The organism is Streptomyces akebiae (genome assembly GCF_019599145.1).
Lineage (GTDB): Bacteria > Actinomycetota > Actinomycetes > Streptomycetales > Streptomycetaceae > Streptomyces > Streptomyces akebiae.
This window is the reverse complement of the sequence record NZ_CP080647.1, coordinates 8085090-8105410: the sequence shown is the minus strand read 5'-3', so window position 1 is coordinate 8105410 and position 20321 is coordinate 8085090. Positions and strand designations below refer to the sequence as shown.

Below are 20321 nucleotides of genomic sequence, written 5' to 3'. Positions count from 1 at the left end.
GATGTCGAACATCGGGGGGAACTATTTCAGGCTCGACCCCCTGACCGAAAGTCGGGCCTTGTGAAGGGAACGTACGGGGCCATCCACCCGTCCCGTTGACGGGGTTGAAACCGGGCCGGAGAGTGGTAATCCCACGCGATGGGGACATCGACGGTGCAACGCCGCGATGTGGATCGGGGGGTCCGACCATGAGCGACCGGAATGTTGACCATGGCAGGCGCGTGCCGTGGGGGGATGTGGTGTTCTCCGCGATCGCCGCCGTGAGCTGGGCGTTGATCGGTATGGCAGGTGCGGCGGCGCTCGGTCTGCATCTGCTGGAGGCGGACGCGGCGGGCGAACTCGGTCCCATGACAGCGGCGGTTGTGGCGCTCGGGGCCGGTGGGTCGGTGTCGCCGTCCGGCGATGTGTCCTTGTTGGGCCTGGAGGGGGCTCAGGCGACCACCGCCATCGAGATCACGCCACTGGGTGTCAGCCTCGTGGGTGCGCTCCTGCTGTCCTGGTTCTTCCTGCGTTCCTTGCGTGGCGCGGGAGTTGTCGTCCGGGCCGGGGAACTCCTCGCACGCGCGGGCACGGTGCTCGTGCTGTTCATGGCGTCGATGGGCGGGCTGGCCTGGGCCGGGAACGCCGTCATCACCCTCGACGGCAGCCGACTCGGCATCGACGAACAGCTGCCGGACGGCGGCGACCTCGACAACGTCGAGATCCCCGGGCTCGGTGACCTCGGCGACCTCGGCGGCGGTCTGCTGCCGGACCGGCTGGGCGACCTCGCCGACGCCGACGCCGAGGTCGGCTTCACGGTCGACGCCGTGCCGACCGTGCTCGGCGGGCTGACCTGGTGCCTCGGAGTGCTGCTCATCGCCCTGCTGGCCTCGCGCCGCACTCCCCTGCCGCCCGGACTCGACGCCGTGCACCGCGTCGTACGGCCGGCCGTGTCCGCGGTGGTCGGTGTGCTCCTGATGGCGGTCCTGGCCGGACTCGCGGCGGCCGGGTACGCGGCGGTCGGCGACCCGCACCCCCGGCGGATCGTCGGCGCGGCCCTCCTCGGCGCGCCGAACGGGGTCTGGCTGGGCGTCCCGCTCGGTCTCCTCGTCCCCTGGGACGGCAGGGCGACGGGAGCGCTGGCCGGCCTCCTGCCCGACCCGCTGGACGAACTGCTGCGCGTCGACGCGGGCGAACCCGTCACCCTCGGCCGTCTCGCCGAACTGGACGGACGGGTCTGGCTGCTGGGCCTCGCGGCGGCGCTGATGATGTTGTACGCGGGGGTCCTGACCGCCGTACGTACGCCGTTCGTACGGGGGGCGGCTGCCGCCGCTGCCGGGGGTGCGCCCGGTGCGGATGTACGGGGCGGGAGCGCGCTCGGTTTCCTGGGGCGCTGCGCGCTTCGGCTCGGGCTCGCGACGGCGGTGGCACTGCCGCTGCTGGTGTGGGCGACGGAGGTGTCGGTGGACGCCTCGTTGGCCGTGTTCGGCATCGACGCGTTCGACGCCGGAGTGGAACTGCGTGGGCGGGCGGGGACGGCGTTGGTGCTGGGCGCGCTGTGGGGCGCCGGGGCGGGCGCCGCCGGAGCGCTGCTGGCCTGCGCGACACGGGCGGCGGGGCTACGGGCCTCGCCTTTGGCGCTGGGGGACGGGGGTGGCGGCGGGGCGACGACCGCCGAGCCCTACGAGGCCGACTCCGCCCACGGACCGTACACGCCGGGGACGCCGTACCGGCCGCCGAACCCGGACACCAATCCGTACCTGCGGCTGCCGGACGAGCTACGGGGGCCGCAGGGGGTGCCTGGGGCTGGTGGCTCCCGGGAGCCCGGGCGGGGATCGGTGGGGCGGGGCGGGGACGGGCGAGGGACCGGAGGATCGGGGGCCTCCGGGGCCTCCGGGGGCTCCCCGGGCTCCGGAGCCGCCGGTGGCTCCGGCGGCCCGGGGGTACACGGGCCACCCGATGTGTACGGCGCGCCCACGGTGGTACGGCGGTTCACGCCGCCGCCCCGGCGACCGGGACAGCGGCCGGGCTCGGGGTCGGGCTCCGGATCGGGGGCAGCGTCGGGGTCGGGGTCGGGCGGCTGGCCCGCACCGCCGCCGCCACCGGAGGAGAGGCCACCGCCACCACCGCCTCCTCCTCCCCCGCCGCGGGGGCCACGAGGGCGGTGAGAGCCCCGAGGGGGTGACGCGGGGCCTGGCTGTCTGGGAGGAGGTGGGGCACGCGGGGGCGGCGACCCGGGTGCCGACTCCCCAGCCCGAGGGCGGGGCCGCCACAGCCAGGCCCTCCGCGTCAGAGACTGGGCCACCCGGGGCAAGCCCTCACACCAGCAGCGGCAACCCACCAGACGGCTTCTCCGATCCGGGGGGGCAGGGCCACCCGGGCGCGGACTCCCCAGCCCGAAAGCAGGGCCACCACAGCCATGCCCTCCGAGTCACAGGCCGCGCCACCCGGGTGCGAGCCCTCCGTGTCAGGAGTGGGCCCGCCGGGCGGGCTCTCCGAGGTGTCGTGCGTGATCTCGGTGCGCTTCAATCGCCGGTAACCCAGTGTTCTCCGTCCGCTGGGCGGACCTCAGGGGCAAAAGGCACGGGGCGCCGGATACGGTTGGCACATCATGAGCGCTTCGCAGACCTCCTCTGACATCCCCACCCTCCTCGTCAAGATCTTCGGCAAGGACCGGCCGGGAATCACCGCCGGGCTGTTCGACACCCTCGCCGCGTACTCCGTCGACGTGGTCGACATCGAGCAGGTCGTCACCCGTGGCCGGATCGTCCTGTGCGCGCTCGTGACCGAGCCGCCCGCCGGGCAGGAGGGCGACCTGCGGGCGACCGTCCACAGCTGGGCGGAGTCGATGAAGATGCAGGCGGAGATCATCTCCGGCCTGGGCGACAACCGGCCCCGCGGTCTCGGCCGCTCGCACGTCACCGTGCTGGGCCACCCGCTGACCGCCGAGTCCACCGCCCGCATCGCCGCCCGGATCACGGCCACCGGCGGCAACATCGACCGAATCTTCCGGCTCGCCAAGTACCCGGTGACGGCCGTCGAGTTCGCGGTGTCCGGCGCGGAGCCGGAGACACTGCGGACCGCGCTGGTCACCGAGTCGGTGGCACTCGGCGTGGACGTGGCCGTCGTCGCGGCGGGGCTGCACCGCCGGGCCCAGCGGCTGGTGGTGATGGACGTGGACTCCACGCTCATCCAGGACGAGGTGATCGAGCTCTTCGCCGCGCACGCCGGGTGCGAGAAGGAGGTCGCCGAGGTCACGGAGGCCGCCATGCGCGGCGAGTTGGACTTCGAGCAGTCGCTGCACGCACGCGTGGCGCTGCTGGCGGGGCTGGACGCCTCGGTGGTGGAGAAGGTGCGCAGCGAGGTCCGGCTCACGCCGGGGGCGCGCACTCTGATCCGTACGCTGAAGCGACTCGGCTTCCAAGTCGGTGTCGTCTCCGGCGGGTTCACCCAGGTCACGGACGACCTGAAGGAGCGGCTGGGCCTCGACTTCGCGCAGGCCAACACCTTGGAGATCGTCGACGGCAAGCTCACCGGCAGGGTCGAGGGCGAGATCGTGGACCGGGCGGGCAAGGCACGGCTGCTGCGCCGGTTCGCCGCCGAGGCGGGGGTCCCGCTGGCGCAGACCGTGGCGATCGGCGACGGCGCGAACGATCTCGACATGCTCAACGCGGCCGGTCTGGGCGTCGCCTTCAACGCCAAGCCGGTCGTGCGCGAGGCCGCCCACACCGCGGTGAACTTCCCCTTCCTCGACACCGTGCTGTATCTCCTCGGGGTGACCCGCGAAGAGGTCGAGGCGGCGGACACGCACGACGAGTGACGGGGCGAGACACACGGGAGGGCCCGGCACCAGGTGGTGCCGGGCCCTTGTCGTGCGGGGTGCGGGGTGCCGGGGCGGCTACGCGGCGGAGTTACTCGGTCGGCGCCCAGTAGTCGGCCAGGGTGCCCACGCCCGGCTCCAGGCTCTTCCAGGCGCCATCGAAGGTGAGCACGGCGAAGGCGGCGGCCGGGAAGCCGAGGCGGTTCATGCGCTCGCGGGCGTCGCCCTCGGCACTGCCGGCGAGGATGTCGGCGAGGCCCTGGATTCCGGGGTTGTGACCGACCAGCACGACGTTCTGCGCGTCGTCCGGGGTTTCGTTGAGCAGGGCGATCAACTCGCCGGGCGAGGCCTCGTAGATCCGCTCCTCGTAGACCGTTTTCGGTCGCTCGGGCAGTTCGTGCACGGCCAGCTTCCAGGTCTCGCGGGTCCTGACGGCGGTGGAGCAGAGGGCAAGGTCGAGGGGGATTCCGGAGTCGGCCAGCTTGCGCCCGGCGACGGCGGCGTCCATGCGGCCCCGGTCGGCGAGCGGCCGCTCGTGGTCGGAAACCTGGGGCCAGTCGGCCTTCGCATGCCGGAAAAGGACGATCCTGCGGGATTCTGCGACGCTCATGCGTCCCAGCTTCGCACGAAACAGGCCACGAGGCGCAGGGAGTTGAAGTGCGGATACCCGACACCGGTACATGTGATTCCGGTGGGCTGGACGCTCGTCACGGTGTGTGGCTCGACAGGGCGTGCTGTATGCGCTCCACGATGTCGGGGATCACGGGGTCGCCGCTCGCCGCCTGGGCCTGCGCGGGGTTCGAGATCAGCAGCAGGAGCGTGACGAAGCCGAGGGCCGGCAGGGCCACCGCCCACCAGGGCAGCCGGACGCCGACGCCGCTCGTGGTCGCCGGGTGGGGCCGGGGGTGCGTACGGGCCGACATGCCGCCTCCGTGGGTCTGCGAGTCCTCGTGGCCCGGTCCTCCGTGGGCCCTCGCGGGTCCCCGGCGGCCACATCTCGACGTTACGGAACGCGGGCGGTCCGACCCATCCGGTGATCCACCCACTTCCCCCTGAGACTCGCCCCCTAGGGGATGGGGGGTTGTCCCCACCCCTGGGCGGTCACGGTGACGCGATGGCCGCGATGATCCCGATGACGACGAAGATGGCGAGGAACGAGCCGAAGACCAGGAGCATCTTCTTCTGGCCGTTCTGAGGGTTCGGGTCGAGCACTGGCATGCGCTCAGTCTCGCACCCCCGACCCCCGCTGGGGCCGCCGGGGTCCGCCCCGGCGGGCCGCCTCGTCCTCCACGGTCCGGTCGCGGCCCGCCAGGACGCCCGCGGCGATCTGCGGGAGCATCAGCGCGGCCATGAGGGCGAGGGGCAGGCCCCAGCCGCCGCTGTGCTGGTAGAGGACGCCGACGAGGAGCGGGCCGGGGATCGAGATCAGGTAGCCCGCGCTCTGCGCGAAGGCGGACAGCTGGACCACGCCCGCGCCGGTCCTGGCCCGCATGCCGACCATCGTGAGCGCGAGCGGGAAGGAGCAGTTGGCGACGCCGATCAGCAGCGCCCACGCCCAGGCGCCCTCCGCCGGGGCGAGGTGGAGGCCGCCGTACCCGAGGAGGCCGCAGACGCCCAGGGCGACCACGATCGGCCCCTGGTGGGGCAGGCGGGTGGCGAGCCGGGGGATCACGAAGGCCAGCGGCACGCCCATCACCATGGTGACGGCCAGCAGCAGCCCGGCCGTGCCGGCGGGGACCCCGGCGTCCCGGAAGATCTGCGCCATCCAGCCCATGGTGATGTAGGCGGCGGTCGCCTGGAGACCGAAGAACACGGCGAGCGCCCAGGCGGTACGGCTCCGCGTGATCCGCAGGGTGGGCGCCGCCTCGCGCGCGGAGCCCGACGCTCCCCCGGGGTTCTCCGCCGAGCGCGTGCCCCGGTCGCGGTCCCGGAGCAACGCGAGCCACGGCACCACGGCCGCCGCCGCGAGCAGCGCCCACACGGCCAGCCCGGTCCGCCAACTCCCGCCCAGCGCCTCGGTCATGGGCACGGTGACGGCAGCCGCGGAGGAGGTGCCGAGGGCCAGGGCCATGGAGTAGAGGCCCGTCATGGACCCGACCCGGTCCGGGAACCAGCGCTTGACGATGACCGGCATCAGGACGTTGCTGACGGCGATGCCCATCAGGGCGAGGGCACTCGCGGCCACGAATCCGGCCGTACCGCCGGCGTACGGCCGTATCAGCAGGCCGCCGGCGATGGCGGCCATGCCCGCGCAGACGACGGCGGCCGGACCGAACCGGCGGGCGAGCCGGGGCGCCATGACGCCGAAGAGGGCGAAGCAGAGCGGCGGCACGGACGTGAGGAGCCCGGCGACGCTGCCGCTCATGCCGAGCCCGGTGCGCACCTCTTCGAGCAGGGCGCCGAGGCTGGTGATGGCGGGACGGAGGTTCAGGGCCGTCAGGACGATACCGACGACGACCAGGCGGGTCGTCCACGCGCGCGTGGCGGGCGTCGGGGGTTCGTCTGCGGCCCGGTCCGACGCGGACGTTTCGGACGGGGCCCGGCCCTGTGTGGAGGTGGATGTGGATGTGGATGTCGCCGTCAAGGTCTCCTCGCTCACCATGAACCCCATCATAGAATCATGGGATGATTGGTTGTCCATGGCCCGGCTGCTCCCGGTCGGCCACTGCGTGCGAAGGTGTGCCATGCCGCTGAGCCATCCCCGCCGATCGGCGCTGTCCGAACAGGTCATCGCCGCGCTGCGGAACCAGATCACCTCGGGCGAGTGGCCGGTCGGCTCCCGCATCCCCACCGAGCCGGAACTGGTCGAGGAGCTGGGCGTCGCCCGGAACACGGTCCGTGAGGCCGTCCGCGCGCTCGCGCACAACGGCCTGCTGGACATCCGCCAGGGCTCCGGCACCTACGTCGTCGCGACCAGCGAGCTCGCGGGCGTGATGCACCGCCGCTTCGCGGACGCCGACCCGCGCCACATCGCCGAGCTGCGCTCCGCCCTGGAGTCGAGCGCCGCGAAGCTGGCGGCCGAGCGGCGCACCGAGAAGGACCTCAAACAGTTGGACGCGCTCCTGGCGCGCCGCGAGGAGGCATGGGCCTCGGGCGAGACGGAGGCCTTCGTGACGGCCGACGCGACCTTCCACATGGCGGTCGTGGCCGCGTCGCACAACGACGTCGTGACGACGGTCTACGCGGACCTGGGTGAGGTCCTGCGGGACTGGTTGCGCGGTGGCGTGGGCGAGGAGCTGACCCCGGAGACGTACATGGACCACGCCCGGCTGGTGGACGCCATCCGCGCGGGCGACGCGCAGACCGCCGCGGCGGAGGCGGCCGGCTATCCGTTCCACTGCCGTCCCGGCCGGGTCAGCCCTGACCCCGCTGGTGGCTGAACCACACCGAGCGGACTTCCTTCCAGCAGCGCCCGGTGAGCCGTACCGTCCGCGCGGGCCCCGTCTCGACCGCGGCGCTGTCGCTGTCGAGGTCCCACCACCGCGCGCACTCGATGTGCAGACGGACGTGGTCGACGACCGAGTGGGGGTTGAAGCAGTACCCGACCACCTGGGAACCCGTGACGGTGCTGTAGCAGGCCGCCCCGAACGACGGATCGGGCTCCTCGGGTTTGTCGTCCACCACTACGCGCGCGTGCCGCTCCCCGGTCTCCACGCGCGCGTGCGGTGCCGATTCGGACGGGAGGGTGAGGACGAGAGCCAGGGCGACGACAGCTGGGGCGATGCTGTGGGAGATGCGCACAAGGGTGACCTCCTCGGCCGAGTGGCTGAGCGGTGCACGTCCAGCGTGCGCGGCACCCGGCTCCGGCGGCCCGCCGGATGAGCCGAACGAGTGATGATCCCGGCGGACAGGAGTACGGCGAGGGCGCGCACCCGAATGGATGCGCGCCCTCGAACAGAGCCCGGAGCGGTGGTGCTCACGCGCCGATCGCGTGCAGCCCGCCGTCCACGTGGATGATCTCGCCGGTGGTCTTGGGGAACCAGTCGCTGAGCAGCGCGACGACGCCGCGGCCGGCCGGCTCGGGGTCCTTGAGGTCCCACTCCAGCGGCGAACGGTCGTCCCACACGGCGGCCAGCTCGCCGAAGCCCGGGATGGACTTGGCGGCCATGGAGGCGAGAGGGCCGGCGGAGACCAGGTTGCAGCGGATGTTCTGCTTGCCCAGGTCCCGGGCGACGTAACGGCTGGTGGCCTCCAGAGCGGCCTTGGCCGGCCCCATCCAGTCGTACTGCGGCCACGCGAACTTCGCGTCGAAGGTGAGGCCGACGACCGAGCCGCCGTTCTGCATCAGCGGCAGGCAGGCCATGGTCAGCGACTTCAGGGAGTACGCCGAGACGTGCATCGCGGTGGCGACGGACTCGAAGGGCGTGTTCAGGAAGTTGCCGCCGAGGGCGTCCTGCGGGGCGAAGCCGATGGAGTGGACGACGCCGTCGAGACCGCCCAGTTCCTCGCCGACGATGTCGGCCAGGCGCCCGAGGTGCTCGTCGTTGGTGACGTCGAGCTCGATGACCTTGGTGGGCTTGGGGAGCTTCTTGGCGATGCGCTCGGTCAGCGTCGGCCGCGGGAAGGCCGTGAGGATGATCTCGGCGCCCTGCTCCTGGGCCAGCTTGGCGGTGTGGAAGGCGATGGAGGACTCCATCAGCACACCGGTGATCAGGACGCGCTTGCCCTCGAGGATTCCGCTCATGGTGATCAGTGACCCATTCCCAGTCCGCCGTCTACGGGGATGACGGCTCCAGTGATGTACGAGGCGTCGTCCGAGGCGAGGAACCGCACCGTCGCGGCGATCTCCTCGGGCTGCGCGTAACGGCCGAGCGGCACCTGCTTCACGATGCCCGCGCGCTGTTCGTCGGTGAGCACCTTGGTCATGTCGGTGTCCACGAAGCCGGGGGCGACGACGTTGAAGGTGATGTTGCGCGAGCCCAGCTCACGGGCGAGGGAACGCGCGAAGCCGACCAGGGCGGCCTTGGAGGCGGCGTAGTTGGCCTGGCCGGGCGAGCCGTAGAGGCCCACGACCGAGGAGATGAGGACGACGCGGCCCTTCTTGGCGCGCAGCATGCCTCGGTTGGCGCGCTTGACGACACGGAAGGTGCCGGTGAGGTTGGTGTCGATGACCGAGGTGAAGTCCTCCTCGGACATGCGCATCAGGAGCTGGTCCTTGGTGACGCCGGCGTTGGCGATCAGGACCTCGACCGGGCCGTGCTCGGCCTCGATCTCCTTGTAGGCCTGCTCCACCTGCTCGGGGTCGGTGATGTCGCACCGGACGGCGAGGAAGCCGGCCGGCGGCTCCCCCGAGCGGTAGGTGACGGCGACCTTGTCGCCGGCGTCGGCGAACGCGCGGGCGATGGCGAGGCCGATGCCCCGGTTGCCTCCGGTGACGAGAACCGAGCGGCTCAACGGATCACCCTTTCCTTAGCGGTCTGAACGCCTGCCCGAATGCCTGGACGGCTGGCGCCTTCCCTCGAAACCTATCGGTCCGCTTCGCCCGGCGGGCATTCGAGCTGTGACAGTGGCTCGGGGGAGTCGCTGTGGGGTCCCTACAGAAAGCCCGCCGACCCCAGCCGGAAAGATGTGGTCCCGCCGCCCGCGGGCGCGACATGATCGGACCCGACAGGCCACGACAACCGTTCGGCAACAGGGAGACCTCGGTGCCTCATTCCATCGACGAAGCCTTCACGGCACTACCGCTGAGGGCGTTGGCCGACGCGGCCCTGGCCCGCGCCCGTGCTCTCGGCGCCGACCACGCCGACTTCCGGTTCGAGCGGGTGCGCAGCGCGTCCTGGCGGATCAGGGACGCGAAGCCCGCCGGGTCGTCGGACACGACCGACCTCGGGTACGCGGTGCGGGTGGTGCACGGCGGGACCTGGGGGTTCGCGTCGGGGGTGGACCTGACGATGGACGCCGCCGCGAAGGTCGCCTCGCAGGCCGTGGCCATGGCCAAGCTGTCCGCGCAGGTCATCAAGGCCGCCGGGTCCGACGAGCGGGTCGAGCTGGCGGACGAGCCCGTGCATGCCGACAAGACCTGGATCTCCTCCTACGAGATCGACCCGTTCACGGTCCCCGACGAGGAGAAGACCGCGCTGCTCACGGAGTGGAGCACGCGGCTGCTGGCGGCCGACGGGATCAACCATGTCGACGCCTCGCTGCTCACGGTCCACGAGAACAAGTTCTACGCCGACACCGCGGGGACCGTGACCACGCAGCAGCGCGTACGGCTGCATCCGTCGCTGACCGCCGTGTCCGTCGACGAGTCCAGTGGTGAGTTCGACTCGATGCGGACGCTGGCACCGCCGGTCGGGCGCGGCTGGGAGTACGTGACGGGCACCGGCTGGGACTGGGACGACGAGCTGGCGCGCATCCCGGACCTGCTCGCGGAGAAGATGCGGGCACCGAGTGTCGAGGCGGGCATCTACGACCTGGTCGTCGACCCGTCCAACCTGTGGCTGACCATCCACGAGTCCATCGGCCACGCCACCGAGCTGGACCGCGCGCTCGGCTACGAGGCCGCGTACGCCGGCACGTCCTTCGCCACCTTCGACAAGCTCCACAAGCTCAAGTACGGCTCCGAGCTGATGAACGTCACCGGTGACCGCACCGCCGAGCACGGTCTGGCGACCATCGGGTACGACGACGAGGGCGTGGCGGGCCAGAGCTGGGACCTCGTCCGCGACGGCACCCTCGTCGGCTATCAACTCGACCGCCGCATCGCGAAGTTGACCGGCCTCGGCCGCTCCAACGGCTGTGCGTACGCCGACTCCCCCGGGCATGTGCCGGTGCAACGCATGGCCAATGTGTCGCTGCGGCCGGATCCGGCCGGGATGTCGACGGAGGATCTGATCGGCGGGGTCGACCGGGGCGTGTACGTCGTCGGGGACCGGTCCTGGTCCATCGACATGCAGCGGTACAACTTCCAGTTCACCGGGCAGCGGTTCTTCAAGATCGAGAACGGGCGGATCACCGGGCAGCTGCGGGACGTCGCCTACCAGGCGACGACGACCGACTTCTGGGGGTCCATGGCGGCCGTGGGCGGGCCGCAGACCTATGTCCTGGGCGGCGCGTTCAACTGCGGCAAGGCCCAGCCGGGTCAGGTCGCCGCGGTGTCGCACGGCTGCCCGTCGGCCCTCTTCAAGGGCGTCAACATTCTGAACACCACGCAGGAGGCCGGTCGATGAGCGCGCACCACGGGATCTGCTGGGGGTCCGGGGGTCGTCCCCCGGGCGAGCACAGCCTGAACACCACGCAGGAGGCCGGTCGATGAGCGCGCGGAACAACAAGGCGCACAAGCCGCACGAGATCGTCGAGCGGGCCCTCGCGCTCTCCCGGGCCGACGGCTGCGTGGTGATCGCCGACGAGTACTCGACGGCGAACCTGCGCTGGGCGGGCAACGCGCTGACCACGAACGGGGTCACCCGGGGCCGGTCGGTGACCGTCGTCGCCACCGTCGACGGCAAGGAGGGCACCGCCTCCGGGGTAGTGTCGCGGGCCGCCGTCACCGCCGAGGAGCTGGAGCCGCTGGTGCGGGCCGCCGAGGCCGCCGCGCGCGGCGCCGGGCCGGCCGAGGACGCCCAGCCGCTGGTCACGGGGGTGGAGCACTCCCCCGACTTCACGGACGCGCCCGCCGAGACCTCCTCCGCCGTGTTCGCCGACTTCGCGCCGGCCCTCGGCGAATCCTTCGCACGCGCGCGTGCGGGCGGCCGTGAGCTGTACGGCTTCGCCAACCACGAGCTGGTGTCGAGCTATCTCGGTACGTCCACCGGGCTGCGGCTGCGCCACGACCAGCCGAACGGGACGCTGGAGCTGAACGCCAAGTCCCCGGACCGCAAGCGCTCGGCCTGGGCGGGGCGCTCCACGCGGGACTTCAAGGACGTCGACCCGGCGGCCCTGGACGCGGAGCTGGCCGTACGCCTCGGCTGGGCCGAGCGGCGGGTGCCGCTGCCCGCCGGACGGTACGAGACGCTGCTGCCCCCGACGGCCGTGGCCGACCTGCTGATCTACCAGATGTGGTCGGCGTCGGCGCGGGACGCCGCCGAGGGGCGGACGGTGTTCAGCAAGCCCGGCGGCGGCACCCGGATCGGCGAGCGGCTGACCGAGCTGCCGCTGACCCTGCGCAGCGACCCGAACGAGCCGGGCCTGGAGTCCGCGCCCTTCGTGCTGGCCCACTCCTCCGGCGGCGACAGCTCGGTGTTCGACAACGGGCTGCCGCTGAAGGCGACCGAGTGGATCAGCGGGGGCGAGATCGCGCATCTGCCGACCACCCGGCACAGCGCGGGCCTGACGGGGCTGCCGGTGGTGCCGACGATCGGCAACCTGATCCTGGACGGCGGGGCGGACCGCTCCCTGGCGGAGATGGTCGCGAACACCGAGCGCGGGCTGTTGCTGACCTGCCTCTGGTACATCCGCGAGGTCGACCCGGCGACGCTGCTGCTGACCGGCCTGACCCGCGACGGCGTCTACCTCGTGGAGAACGGCGAGGTCACGGGCGAGGTCAACAACTTCCGGTTCAACGAGTCGCCGGTGGACCTGCTGGGCAGGGCCACGGAGGCGGGGCGCACGGAGAAGACGCTGCCGCGCGAGTGGAGCGACTACTTCACCAGGGCCGCGATGCCCGCGCTGCGGGTGCCGGATTTCAATATGAGTTCTGTCAGCCAGGGCGTATAACCTCGTACCTGGTTACGCCCTAATCGAGGAGACACGAGAACCGTGACGGACATCGTCGACGAGCTGAAGTGGCGGGGGTTGTTCGCCCTGTCCACCGACGAGGACGCTTTGCGCAAGGCGCTCGCGGACGGTCCCGTCACGTTCTATTGCGGTTTCGATCCGACCGCGCCGTCCCTGCACGTCGGACATCTGGTGCAGGTGCTCACCGTGCGCCGGCTCCAGCAGGCCGGTCACCGGCCGCTGGCGCTGGTCGGCGGTGCGACGGGCCTGATCGGCGACCCCCGCCCCACGGCGGAGCGCACGCTGAACGATCCGGAGACCGTCGCCGGCTGGGTCGGCAAGCTGCGCGGTCAGATCGAGCCGTTCCTGTCCTTCGAGGGCGAGAACGCGGCCGTCATGGTCAACAACCTCGACTGGACCGAGGGCCTGTCCGCCATCGAGTTCCTGCGGGACATCGGCAAGCACTTCCGCGTCAACAAGATGCTGACGAAGGACTCCGTCGCCCGTCGTCTGGAGTCCGACCAGGGCATCAGTTACACCGAGTTCAGCTACCAGATCCTCCAGGGCATGGACTTCCTCCAGCTCTACCGGAGGTACGGCTGCACCCTCCAGCAGGGCGGCAGCGACCAGTGGGGCAACCTCACGGCCGGTCTGGACCTGATCCACCGGCTGGAGCCCGGCGTGGAGGCGCACGCGCTGGCCACCCCGCTGATGACCAAGGCGGACGGCACCAAGTTCGGCAAGACCGAGGGCGGCGCCGTCTGGCTCGACCCGGAGATGACCACGCCGTACGCGTTCTACCAGTTCTGGCTGAACGTGGACGATCGGGACATCACCCGGTACATGCGGATCCTCTCCTTCAAGTCCCGTGCGGAGCTTGAGGAGTTGGAAAAGCAGACGGAGGAGCGGCCGCAGGCGCGGGCAGCGCAGCGGGCGCTGGCCGAGGAGCTGACGACGCTGGTGCACGGCGCGCAGCAGACGGCCGCCGTGATCGCCGCGTCGCGCGCCCTCTTCGGTCAGGGCGAGCTGACGGAGCTGGACGAGAAGACGCTGGCCGCGGCGCTGTCCGAGCTGCCGCACGCGAAGGTGGCCGAGCTGGCGCCGGTCGTGGACCTCCTCGCGGAGGTCGGGCTGGTGCCGAGCAAGTCCGCGGGACGGCGGACCGTGAAGGAGGGCGGGGCCTACGTGAACAACGTGAAGGTCACCGCGGAGGACGCCGTGCCGGCGTCGGAGGACCTCATTCACGGGCGGTGGCTGGTGTTGCGGCGGGGGAAGAAGAACCTGGCCGCGGTCGAGGTGACCGGCGCCTAGGCGCCGTCAGGGCGTGGTGGATCCGGCGAGCGCCGCTTCGGTGTGGTCGCTCGCGCGGTTCCCCGCGCCCCTCGGGGTTCAGCGCTGCTGTTTCCTCTTGCCCAGGGTCGCCATGTACGCCATGTCGCCCAGAGCCACGATGGCGATCGCGGCGACGAGCTGGAAGATGTGGCGGCTCCAGTCGATGCCGGACGTCTCCTCGACACCGAAGCCGCGTGCGATCGCGTTGCCGACGACGGCGCCCAGCATGCCGAAGATCGTCGTCAGCCAGAGCGGGCTGTGCTGCTTGCCCGGGAGGATCGCCTTGGCCAGCAGGCCCAGTACGAATCCCACGATGATCGCCCACAACCAGCCCATGGCTGCCTCCTCGTACGGCTCGACGTGAGCATTACGCCCAGTGTCGGCCCGCCTGCGGTACGCCGCATGTCGGGCACGGCTGTACGCGCTACGGCGCATTTCGCGCACTCCTGGTGGAAGGTGACCCGGTCTCGTAGGCGGCGCAGACGCGGCGTAACGTGGGGCTTGTCCGGACCGCGTTCCCTGTAGCGGACACGGGCGGGGCACGGGCCGGTGAGCGTCCGATACAGGCGGGTGGTGGAACGCGATGCGGAAGCAGAGCAACGTCGAGGTCTTCCGGATCACAGGTGCCCGGCAGGGCCTCGCCGACGACGTCCGCGGCCGGCAGCGCCGCTACATCATCTCGATGTCCGTGCGCACTCTCGCGGTGATCGCCGCCGCGGTCCTCTGGAACGTCGAACGGCACGTCGCGGTCGTCGCGCTGGTCCTCGGCGCGGTGCTGCCGTACATCGCCGTGGTGATCGCCAACGCGGGCCGGGAGAACGCGCCCTCACTGCCGTCCACGTTCGTGAGGGCCCCCATGCGACCGATGATCGCGCCGTCCGCGGAATCCGTCCCGGAGGACTCCGCGGCCGATCCCGCGGAGGGCCGGCGGAGCGAGCCGCGCGAGCGGGCCTGAGCACCGGCCCTCGGGCCGCGCGTACGAAACGGAATCCGGCCACCCGCCAAGCTCAAGAAAAGCTCAGATCAATCATGTAGTTCCTGTGCCGGGCAGAGGCCTACCCGTGACATACTTCGTACGCGCTCCGCATCCCCCGTCGGAGCGACAGACCGACGCCGGGCAGCTCCCCCCGTGGCTGCTCGGCGTCGCCTTTTCTGCGGCTAGGGTCGACGTGTGAACATCCTCAACGTCCCCGGCTCCGATCCTTCCTCCCCCGTCTGTTCGGCCAAGGGGTGTCGTGCCGACGCGGTCTGGGTGCTCGCCTGGAACAACCCGAAGCTGCACACGCCGGAGCGGCGCAAGACGTGGCTCGCGTGCGACGAGCATCGGGAGCATCTGTCGCAGTTCCTGGGTGTGCGGGGCTTTCTGAAGGATGTCGTCCGGCTCTCCGAGTGGGCTGACCAGGCGCCGTAGAGCGCTCGCCCGGTCAGCCCCCGATCGCCGACATCGGCCTGTCCGGCTGGACGAACGACGGGTCGTCCAGGCCCGCGCCCGCCTTCTTGCCCCACATCGCCAGGCGCCAGATGCGGGCTATCTCCTCGTCGGGTGCGCCGGAGCGCAGGGCGGCGCGGAGGTCGGTCTCCTCGCGGGCGAACAGGCAGGTGCGGACCTGGCCGTCGGCGGTGAGGCGGGTGCGGTCGCAGGCGGAGCAGAAGGGGCGGGTCACGGAGGCGATGACGCCCACACGGTGCGGGCCGCCGTCGACGAGCCAGCGCTCCGCCGGGGCCGAGCCGCGTTCGTCCTGGCCCTCGGGGGTCAGCTCGAAACGGGTGCGCAGGGAGGTCAGGATGTCGCCGGCGGTCACCATGCCGTCGCGCTTCCAGCCGTGCTGGGCGTCCAGGGGCATCTGCTCGATGAAGCGCAGCTCGTAGTCGTGCTCGACGGCCCAGGCGAGGAGGTCCGGGGCCTCGTTCTCGTTCAGGCCCGGCATCAGGACCGAGTTGACCTTGACGGGGGTCAGGCCGGCGTCACGGGCGGCTTCGAGGCCTTCGAGGACGTCCTTGTGGCGGTCCCGGCGGGTGAGGGTCTTGAAGACGTCGGGGCGCAGGGTGTCCAGGGAGACGTTCACCCGGTCCAGACCGGCCGCCTTCAGGGCCGGCGCCGTGCGCCTGAGGCCGATGCCGTTGGTGGTGAGGGACATCTGGGGGCGGGGGGCGAGGGCCGCCACGCGCTCCACGATGCCGACCAGGCCGGGGCGCAGGAGCGGCTCACCGCCGGTGAAGCGGACCTCCGTGACGCCCAGGGTGCGGACGGCTATGTCGATGAGGCGGACGATCTCGTCGTCGGTGAGCAGGTCGGGCTTGGCCAGCCACTGCAGGCCCTCCTCGGGCATGCAGTACGTGCAGCGCAGATTGCACCGGTCGGTCAGCGAGACCCTCAGGTCGGTGGCCACTCGGCCGTAGGTGTCGATGAGCACGTGGGCCCCCTCCCTCGCGGCGGATCACAATCGTTCGACATCTGCGAGCCTACGTGACCGCGCTGACAACATCACCGGCCCGATCGCACGAGACGCGGCGAGGAATCGCCGTAGATCCCTACGACCCGGACAGCACGCGGGGCCGCCGTAGGGATCTACGGCGGCCCCGTGCGCGGTGGCCGGGATCAGTGCGCGCCGGTGCCCGTGAGGGAGCGGACCTCCAGCTCGGCGTACTTGGCCTCGTCGGCCTTCTCCTTGGACAGGACCGTGCCGAGGAAGCCCATGAGGAAGCCGAACGGGATGGAGATGATGCCCGGGTTCTTCAGCGGGAACCAGGCGAAGTCGGCGTCCGGGAACATCGCCTTCGGGTCGCCGGAGACCACGGGCGAGAACAGCACCAGTCCGACGGCGACGATCAGACCGCCGTAGATCGACCACAGCGCGCCCTGGGTGGTGAACTTCTTCCAGAAGAGGCTGTAGAGGATGGTCGGCAGGTTGGCGGAGGCCGCGACCGCGAAGGCGAGGGCGACCAGGCCGGCCACGTTCAGGTCGCGGGCGAGGGCGCCCAGGCCGATGGAGACGATGCCGATGAAGACGGTCGCCCAGCGGGCCGCGCGGACCTCCTCGGCGCCGGAGGCCTGCCCCTTGCGGATGACGTTGGCGTAGATGTCGTGCGCGAAGGAGGACGACGAGGCGAGGGTGAGGCCGGCGACCACGGCGAGGATCGTGGCGAAGGCCACCGCCGAGATGGTGGCGAGCAGGATCGCGCCCCAGGCCGAGTCGACGCCGCCCAGGTGCAGGGCGAGCAGCGGAGCGGCCGTGTTGCCCGATGGGTTGGAGGCGATGATCTCGTCCTGGGAGATCAGCGCGGCGGCGCCGAAGCCGAGAGCGATGGTCATCAGGTAGAAGCCGCCGATGATGCCGATCGCCCAGTTCACGGACTTACGGGCGGCCTTGGCGTTGGGCACCGTGTAGAAGCGGATCAGGATGTGCGGCAGGCCGGCGGTGCCGAGGACCAGGGCGATGCCGAGGGAGATGAAGTCCAGCTTGGAGGTGCCGGTGGCGCCGTACTGGAGGCCGGGCTCCAGGAAGGCCGCGCCCTTGCCGCTGTTCTCGGCGGCGGTGCCGAGCAGATCGGAGATGTTGAAGTTGAACTTCAGCAGCACCAGGAACGTAATGAGGAGCGTGCCGCCGATGAGCAGCACGGCCTTCACCATCTGGACCCAGGTGGTGCCCTTCATACCGCCGATGGAGACGTAGACGATCATCAGGATGCCGACGAGGGCGACGATGAGGATCTTGCCCGCGTCGGAGGTGATGCCGAGGAGCAGCGAGACGAGGACGCCCGCGCCCGCCATCTGGGCCAGCAGGTAGAAGATCGACACGACGATCGTGGAGGTGCCGGCGGCGGTGCGCACGGGGCGCTGGCGCATGCGGTACGCGAGGACGTCGCCCATGGTGTAGCGGCCGGAGTTCCTGAGCGGCTCGGCGACCAGGAGCAGGGCGACCAGCCAGGCGACCAGGAAGCCGATGGAGTAGAGGAAGCCGTCGTAGCCGAAGAGGGCGATCGCGCCGGCGATGCCGAGGAACGACGCGGCGGACATGTAGTCGCCGGAGACGGCCAGGCCGTTCTGGAAGGCGCTGAACTGGCGGCCGCCCGCGTAGAAGTCGGCGGCGTCCTTGGTCTGGCGGCCGGCCCAGATGGTGATGCCGAGGGTCGCCAGGACGAACAGCGCGAACAGGGTGATGATGAGCGGCCGGTGCTCGCTGGCCTCGTTGGCCGCGAGGAACGTCTGCTGTACGGGGCTCATGCGTCGCCCTCCATCCGGGACTTGATCGCCTCGGCCTTGGGGTCGAGCTTCGCGGCGGCGTGCTTCGAGTACCACCAGGCGATGAGGAACGTGGTGACGAACTGTGCGACGCCCAGGACGAAGGCGACGTTGATGTTGCCGAAGAGCTTGGTGCCCATGAAGTCGCCCGCGTAGTTGGAGAGCAGGACGTACAGCAGGTACCAGGCGATGAAGCCCACGGTCAGCGGGAAGGCGAACGAGCGGTAGGAGCGCCGCAGTTCGGCGAACTCGGCGCTCTCATGGACCGCGGCGAACTCCTCGGGTGAGGGGAGGTGATGCTCTGCCTTCGCTGGGGGCGGTGCGTCGGTTGCCACGGAGTCTCCTCGCGTCTGAGCCGCGGTCGCGACGGTGGATGGTGATGTGTTCGCCGTCGGATCGGGGGACGGACTGGGTTCGGACATGGGGTCGGCTCTGTTCCTTCGATGACGGGTGCACGATCGTGCTCGGGCTCCCTGCTCAACGTCACGGCGGCGCACGAGGACCGGTTCAACCGCGCGGGTTTCTTTCGAGAACCGATGCGAGGCCGAAGCGCGGCCGACTCGGAAAGCGCCCTCAGGCGCGGCGACTTCGAGGGTTACCCCTCTACTTCGGCCTCCCGCCCGTGAAGTCATTGCTGGCCGGCGACGACCAGGGATAGCTTCGGGCTGCACCACCAACGTCATGTACCTGCCCGGGCACCCGTGTGTCTCGGGCCGGTTTCTTTGAGGATGATGTGGAGATCACATGGCTCATCTGCGCTCCAGACGACAGCTCGCGCTCGCGGTGCCGGTCGTCCTGTCGCTGACCGCCTCGCTCGGTTTCCTGCCGGCTGTCGCCTCGGCGGCCCCGGTAACGGAGTCCACCGCCGCGACCGCGGAGGGCCCGAACCTGTCGTACGTCGTGAACACCAAGACGGACAAGCGCACGATCGCCTCCGTGCAGAAGGCGATAGCCCAGGCCGGCGGCAAGATAGTGATCACCTACGCCAAGATCGGCGTGATCGTGGTCCACTCGACCGACCCGGCCTTCGGTGCGACGATCCGCGCGGTGCGTGGAGTGCAGTCCGCCGGTGCCACCCGGACCTCGCCGCTGACCCCCGCCGGTACGACGGACCTGGGTGCCGTCGACATGCTGACGGACGCGGAGGCCGCGAAGGTGAAGGCCGCCTCCGCGGACATCCCCGACGCCGAGCCCCTCGAGGCCGACCAGTGGGACCTGCGGGCGATCGGCGCCGACCAGGCCGCGAAGATCGACGACGGCAGCAAGAAGGTCACGGTCGCCGTGATCGACACGGGCGTCGACGACACCCACCCGGACCTCGCGCCGAACTTCTCCGCCGCCCAGTCCGCCAACTGCAACGGCGGCGTCGCGGACACCAGCGAGGGCTCCTGGCGGCCGTACACCCCGCAGGACTACCACGGCACCCACGTGGCCGGTGAGATAGCCGCGGCCCGCAACGGCGTCGGCGTCGCCGGTGTCGCCCCGGGCGTGAAGGTCTCCAGCATCAACGTGACCGACCGCGCCAGCGGCCTCTTCTACGCCGAGTCCGTCGTCTGCGCGTTCGTCTTCGCCGCCGACCGCGGCGTGGAGATCACGAACAACAGCTACTACGTGGACCCGTGGCTCTACAACTGCGTGGACGACCCGGACCAGAAGGCCATCGTCGACGCCGTCAACCGGGCCCAGAAGTACGCCACGAAGAAGGGCACCCTGCACCTGGCCTCGGCGGGCAACTCCAACCACGACCTCGCCTCCGACGCGATCCTGGACGCGTCCAGCCCCAACGACACCACGCCGGTCGAGCGCACCATCGACCCGAGCGAGTGCTTCGACGTGCCGACCCAGCTGCCGGGCATCGTCACGGTCAGCGCGACGGGCGTGAAGAACGAGAAGTCGTTCTACTCCACGTACGGCAACGGCGTCGTCGACATCGCGGCCCCGGGTGGTGACAGCCGCTACCAGATCCCGGACACGCCGTCGAAGAACGGCCGCATCCTGTCCACCATGCCGAACGGCGAGTACGGCTTCCTCCAGGGCACCTCGATGGCGTCGCCGCACGCCGCCGGTGTCGCCGCGCTGCTGAAGTCCACGCACCCGTGGGCGTCCCCGAAGCAGCTGCAGAAGCTGCTGAAGGCCCAGGCGGACGAGCAGGCCTGCCCGACGTCGTACGACCAGAACGGCGACGGCGTCCAGGACGCGGTTTGCGAGGGCGGCCCCAGCGTGAACGGTTTCTACGGGTTCGGCATCGTCAACGCCCTGAAGGCCGTCAAGTAACGCAGCCGGTGAGCAGCC

At 71.0% G+C, this 20321-nt stretch carries 20 protein-coding genes; 9 read left to right on the top strand and 11 right to left on the bottom strand.

The genetic code is table 11. From position 1 onward, the window contains the following. Positions 1–188: 188 nt before the first annotated feature. Together K1J60_RS35110 and serB are read left to right on the top strand one after the other, a co-directional pair. Entirely contained in the window at positions 189–2147 is a 1959-nt protein-coding gene (locus K1J60_RS35110; RefSeq protein WP_220649725.1) for a streptophobe family protein, read from the top strand. A 443-nt stretch (positions 2148–2590) separates the two neighbouring features. Continuing rightward, positions 2591–3799: a phosphoserine phosphatase SerB gene (gene serB / locus K1J60_RS35105; protein WP_220649724.1), complete on the top strand. Its 1209-nt coding sequence runs from the start codon at positions 2591–2593 to the stop codon at positions 3797–3799. Positions 3800–3890: 91 nt separating this feature from the next. Here the strand turns inward: serB and K1J60_RS35100 are convergent, their stop codons facing one another. The 4 genes from K1J60_RS35100 to K1J60_RS35090 all read right to left on the bottom strand — a co-directional run bounded on the left by K1J60_RS35100 (position 3891) and on the right by K1J60_RS35090 (position 6440). After that, positions 3891–4409: a SixA phosphatase family protein gene (locus K1J60_RS35100; RefSeq protein WP_220649723.1), complete on the bottom strand. Its 519-nt coding sequence runs from the start codon at positions 4407–4409 to the stop codon at positions 3891–3893. Between the two features lie 97 nt (positions 4410–4506). Beyond that, positions 4507–4722 (bottom strand): hypothetical protein, encoded by a 216-nt coding sequence (locus K1J60_RS35095; protein WP_220649722.1) that lies wholly within the window; start codon positions 4720–4722, stop codon positions 4507–4509. A 178-nt stretch (positions 4723–4900) separates the two neighbouring features. After that, positions 4901–5017, bottom strand: a complete 117-nt coding sequence (locus tag K1J60_RS46290) for an SGM_5486 family transporter-associated protein (RefSeq protein WP_005477623.1) — start codon at positions 5015–5017, stop codon at positions 4901–4903. 4 nt (positions 5018–5021) lie between these two features. Further along, positions 5022–6440: a CynX/NimT family MFS transporter gene (locus K1J60_RS35090; protein WP_398683763.1), complete on the bottom strand. Its 1419-nt coding sequence runs from the start codon at positions 6438–6440 to the stop codon at positions 5022–5024. Positions 6441–6483: 43 nt separating this feature from the next. Between K1J60_RS35090 and K1J60_RS35085 the strand changes: the two genes are divergently transcribed. Then, positions 6484–7179, top strand: a complete 696-nt coding sequence (locus K1J60_RS35085; RefSeq protein WP_220649720.1) for a FadR/GntR family transcriptional regulator — start codon at positions 6484–6486, stop codon at positions 7177–7179. Here K1J60_RS35085 and K1J60_RS35080 read toward each other — a convergent pair. From K1J60_RS35080 to fabG, 3 genes are all read right to left on the bottom strand, one after another. Then, positions 7154–7540, bottom strand: a complete 387-nt coding sequence (locus K1J60_RS35080) for a hypothetical protein (protein WP_220649719.1) — start codon at positions 7538–7540, stop codon at positions 7154–7156. The two genes, K1J60_RS35085 and K1J60_RS35080, sit on opposite strands and share 26 nt — an antisense overlap. 175 nt (positions 7541–7715) lie before the next feature. Then, positions 7716–8483, bottom strand: a complete 768-nt coding sequence (fabI, locus tag K1J60_RS35075; protein ID WP_045560796.1) for an enoyl-ACP reductase FabI — start codon at positions 8481–8483, stop codon at positions 7716–7718. A gap of 5 nt (positions 8484–8488) precedes the next feature. Beyond that, positions 8489–9193 (bottom strand): 3-oxoacyl-[acyl-carrier-protein] reductase, encoded by a 705-nt coding sequence (fabG, locus tag K1J60_RS35070; RefSeq protein WP_033529213.1) that lies wholly within the window; start codon positions 9191–9193, stop codon positions 8489–8491. Positions 9194–9444: 251 nt separating this feature from the next. Here fabG and K1J60_RS35065 point away from each other — a divergent pair, with 251 nt between their 5' ends. The 3 genes from K1J60_RS35065 to tyrS all read left to right on the top strand — a co-directional run bounded on the left by K1J60_RS35065 (position 9445) and on the right by tyrS (position 13765). Further along, a complete protein-coding gene (locus K1J60_RS35065) occupies positions 9445–10968 on the top strand; it encodes a TldD/PmbA family protein (RefSeq protein WP_220649718.1) in 1524 nt (507 codons plus the stop codon). Between the two features lie 82 nt (positions 10969–11050). Beyond that, the gene (locus K1J60_RS35060) at positions 11051–12454 is read left to right on the top strand and encodes a metallopeptidase TldD-related protein (RefSeq protein ID WP_220649717.1); all 1404 of its coding nucleotides are present in this window, start codon (positions 11051–11053) and stop codon (positions 12452–12454) included. Positions 12455–12496: 42 nt separating this feature from the next. Continuing rightward, positions 12497–13765 (top strand): tyrosine--tRNA ligase, encoded by a 1269-nt coding sequence (gene tyrS, locus K1J60_RS35055; protein WP_220649716.1) that lies wholly within the window; start codon positions 12497–12499, stop codon positions 13763–13765. Positions 13766–13843: 78 nt separating this feature from the next. On the opposite strand, the gene K1J60_RS35050 is transcribed toward tyrS, so the two are convergent. Beyond that, positions 13844–14122: a GlsB/YeaQ/YmgE family stress response membrane protein gene (locus K1J60_RS35050; RefSeq protein ID WP_220649715.1), complete on the bottom strand. Its 279-nt coding sequence runs from the start codon at positions 14120–14122 to the stop codon at positions 13844–13846. A gap of 247 nt (positions 14123–14369) precedes the next feature. Here K1J60_RS35050 and K1J60_RS35045 point away from each other — a divergent pair, with 247 nt between their 5' ends. Both K1J60_RS35045 and K1J60_RS35040 read left to right on the top strand, forming a co-directional pair. Next, positions 14370–14741: a DUF3099 domain-containing protein gene (locus tag K1J60_RS35045; protein ID WP_220649714.1), complete on the top strand. Its 372-nt coding sequence runs from the start codon at positions 14370–14372 to the stop codon at positions 14739–14741. 216 nt (positions 14742–14957) lie between these two features. Then, a complete protein-coding gene (locus K1J60_RS35040) occupies positions 14958–15197 on the top strand; it encodes a hypothetical protein (protein ID WP_220649713.1) in 240 nt (79 codons plus the stop codon). Positions 15198–15210: 13 nt separating this feature from the next. Here K1J60_RS35040 and moaA read toward each other — a convergent pair whose 3' ends face one another. The 3 genes from moaA to K1J60_RS35025 form a co-directional block, all read right to left on the bottom strand. Continuing rightward, on the bottom strand, positions 15211–16200 hold the full coding sequence (gene moaA / locus K1J60_RS35035) for a GTP 3',8-cyclase MoaA (protein ID WP_220649712.1): 990 nt from the start codon (positions 16198–16200) through the stop codon (positions 15211–15213). A 185-nt stretch (positions 16201–16385) separates the two neighbouring features. Beyond that, complete coding sequence (locus K1J60_RS35030; RefSeq protein ID WP_220649711.1) at positions 16386–18011, bottom strand: solute symporter family protein; 1626 nt, start codon at positions 18009–18011, stop codon at positions 16386–16388. Then, a complete protein-coding gene (locus K1J60_RS35025) occupies positions 18008–18364 on the bottom strand; it encodes a DUF485 domain-containing protein (RefSeq protein WP_033529255.1) in 357 nt (118 codons plus the stop codon). The genes K1J60_RS35030 and K1J60_RS35025 overlap by 4 nt, the downstream gene beginning before the upstream one ends. Positions 18365–18773: 409 nt before the next feature. On the opposite strand from K1J60_RS35025, the gene K1J60_RS35020 reads away from it, so the two are divergent. Continuing rightward, on the top strand, positions 18774–20303 hold the full coding sequence (locus K1J60_RS35020) for a S8 family serine peptidase (protein WP_220649710.1): 1530 nt from the start codon (positions 18774–18776) through the stop codon (positions 20301–20303). Positions 20304–20321: the final 18 nt, after the last annotated feature.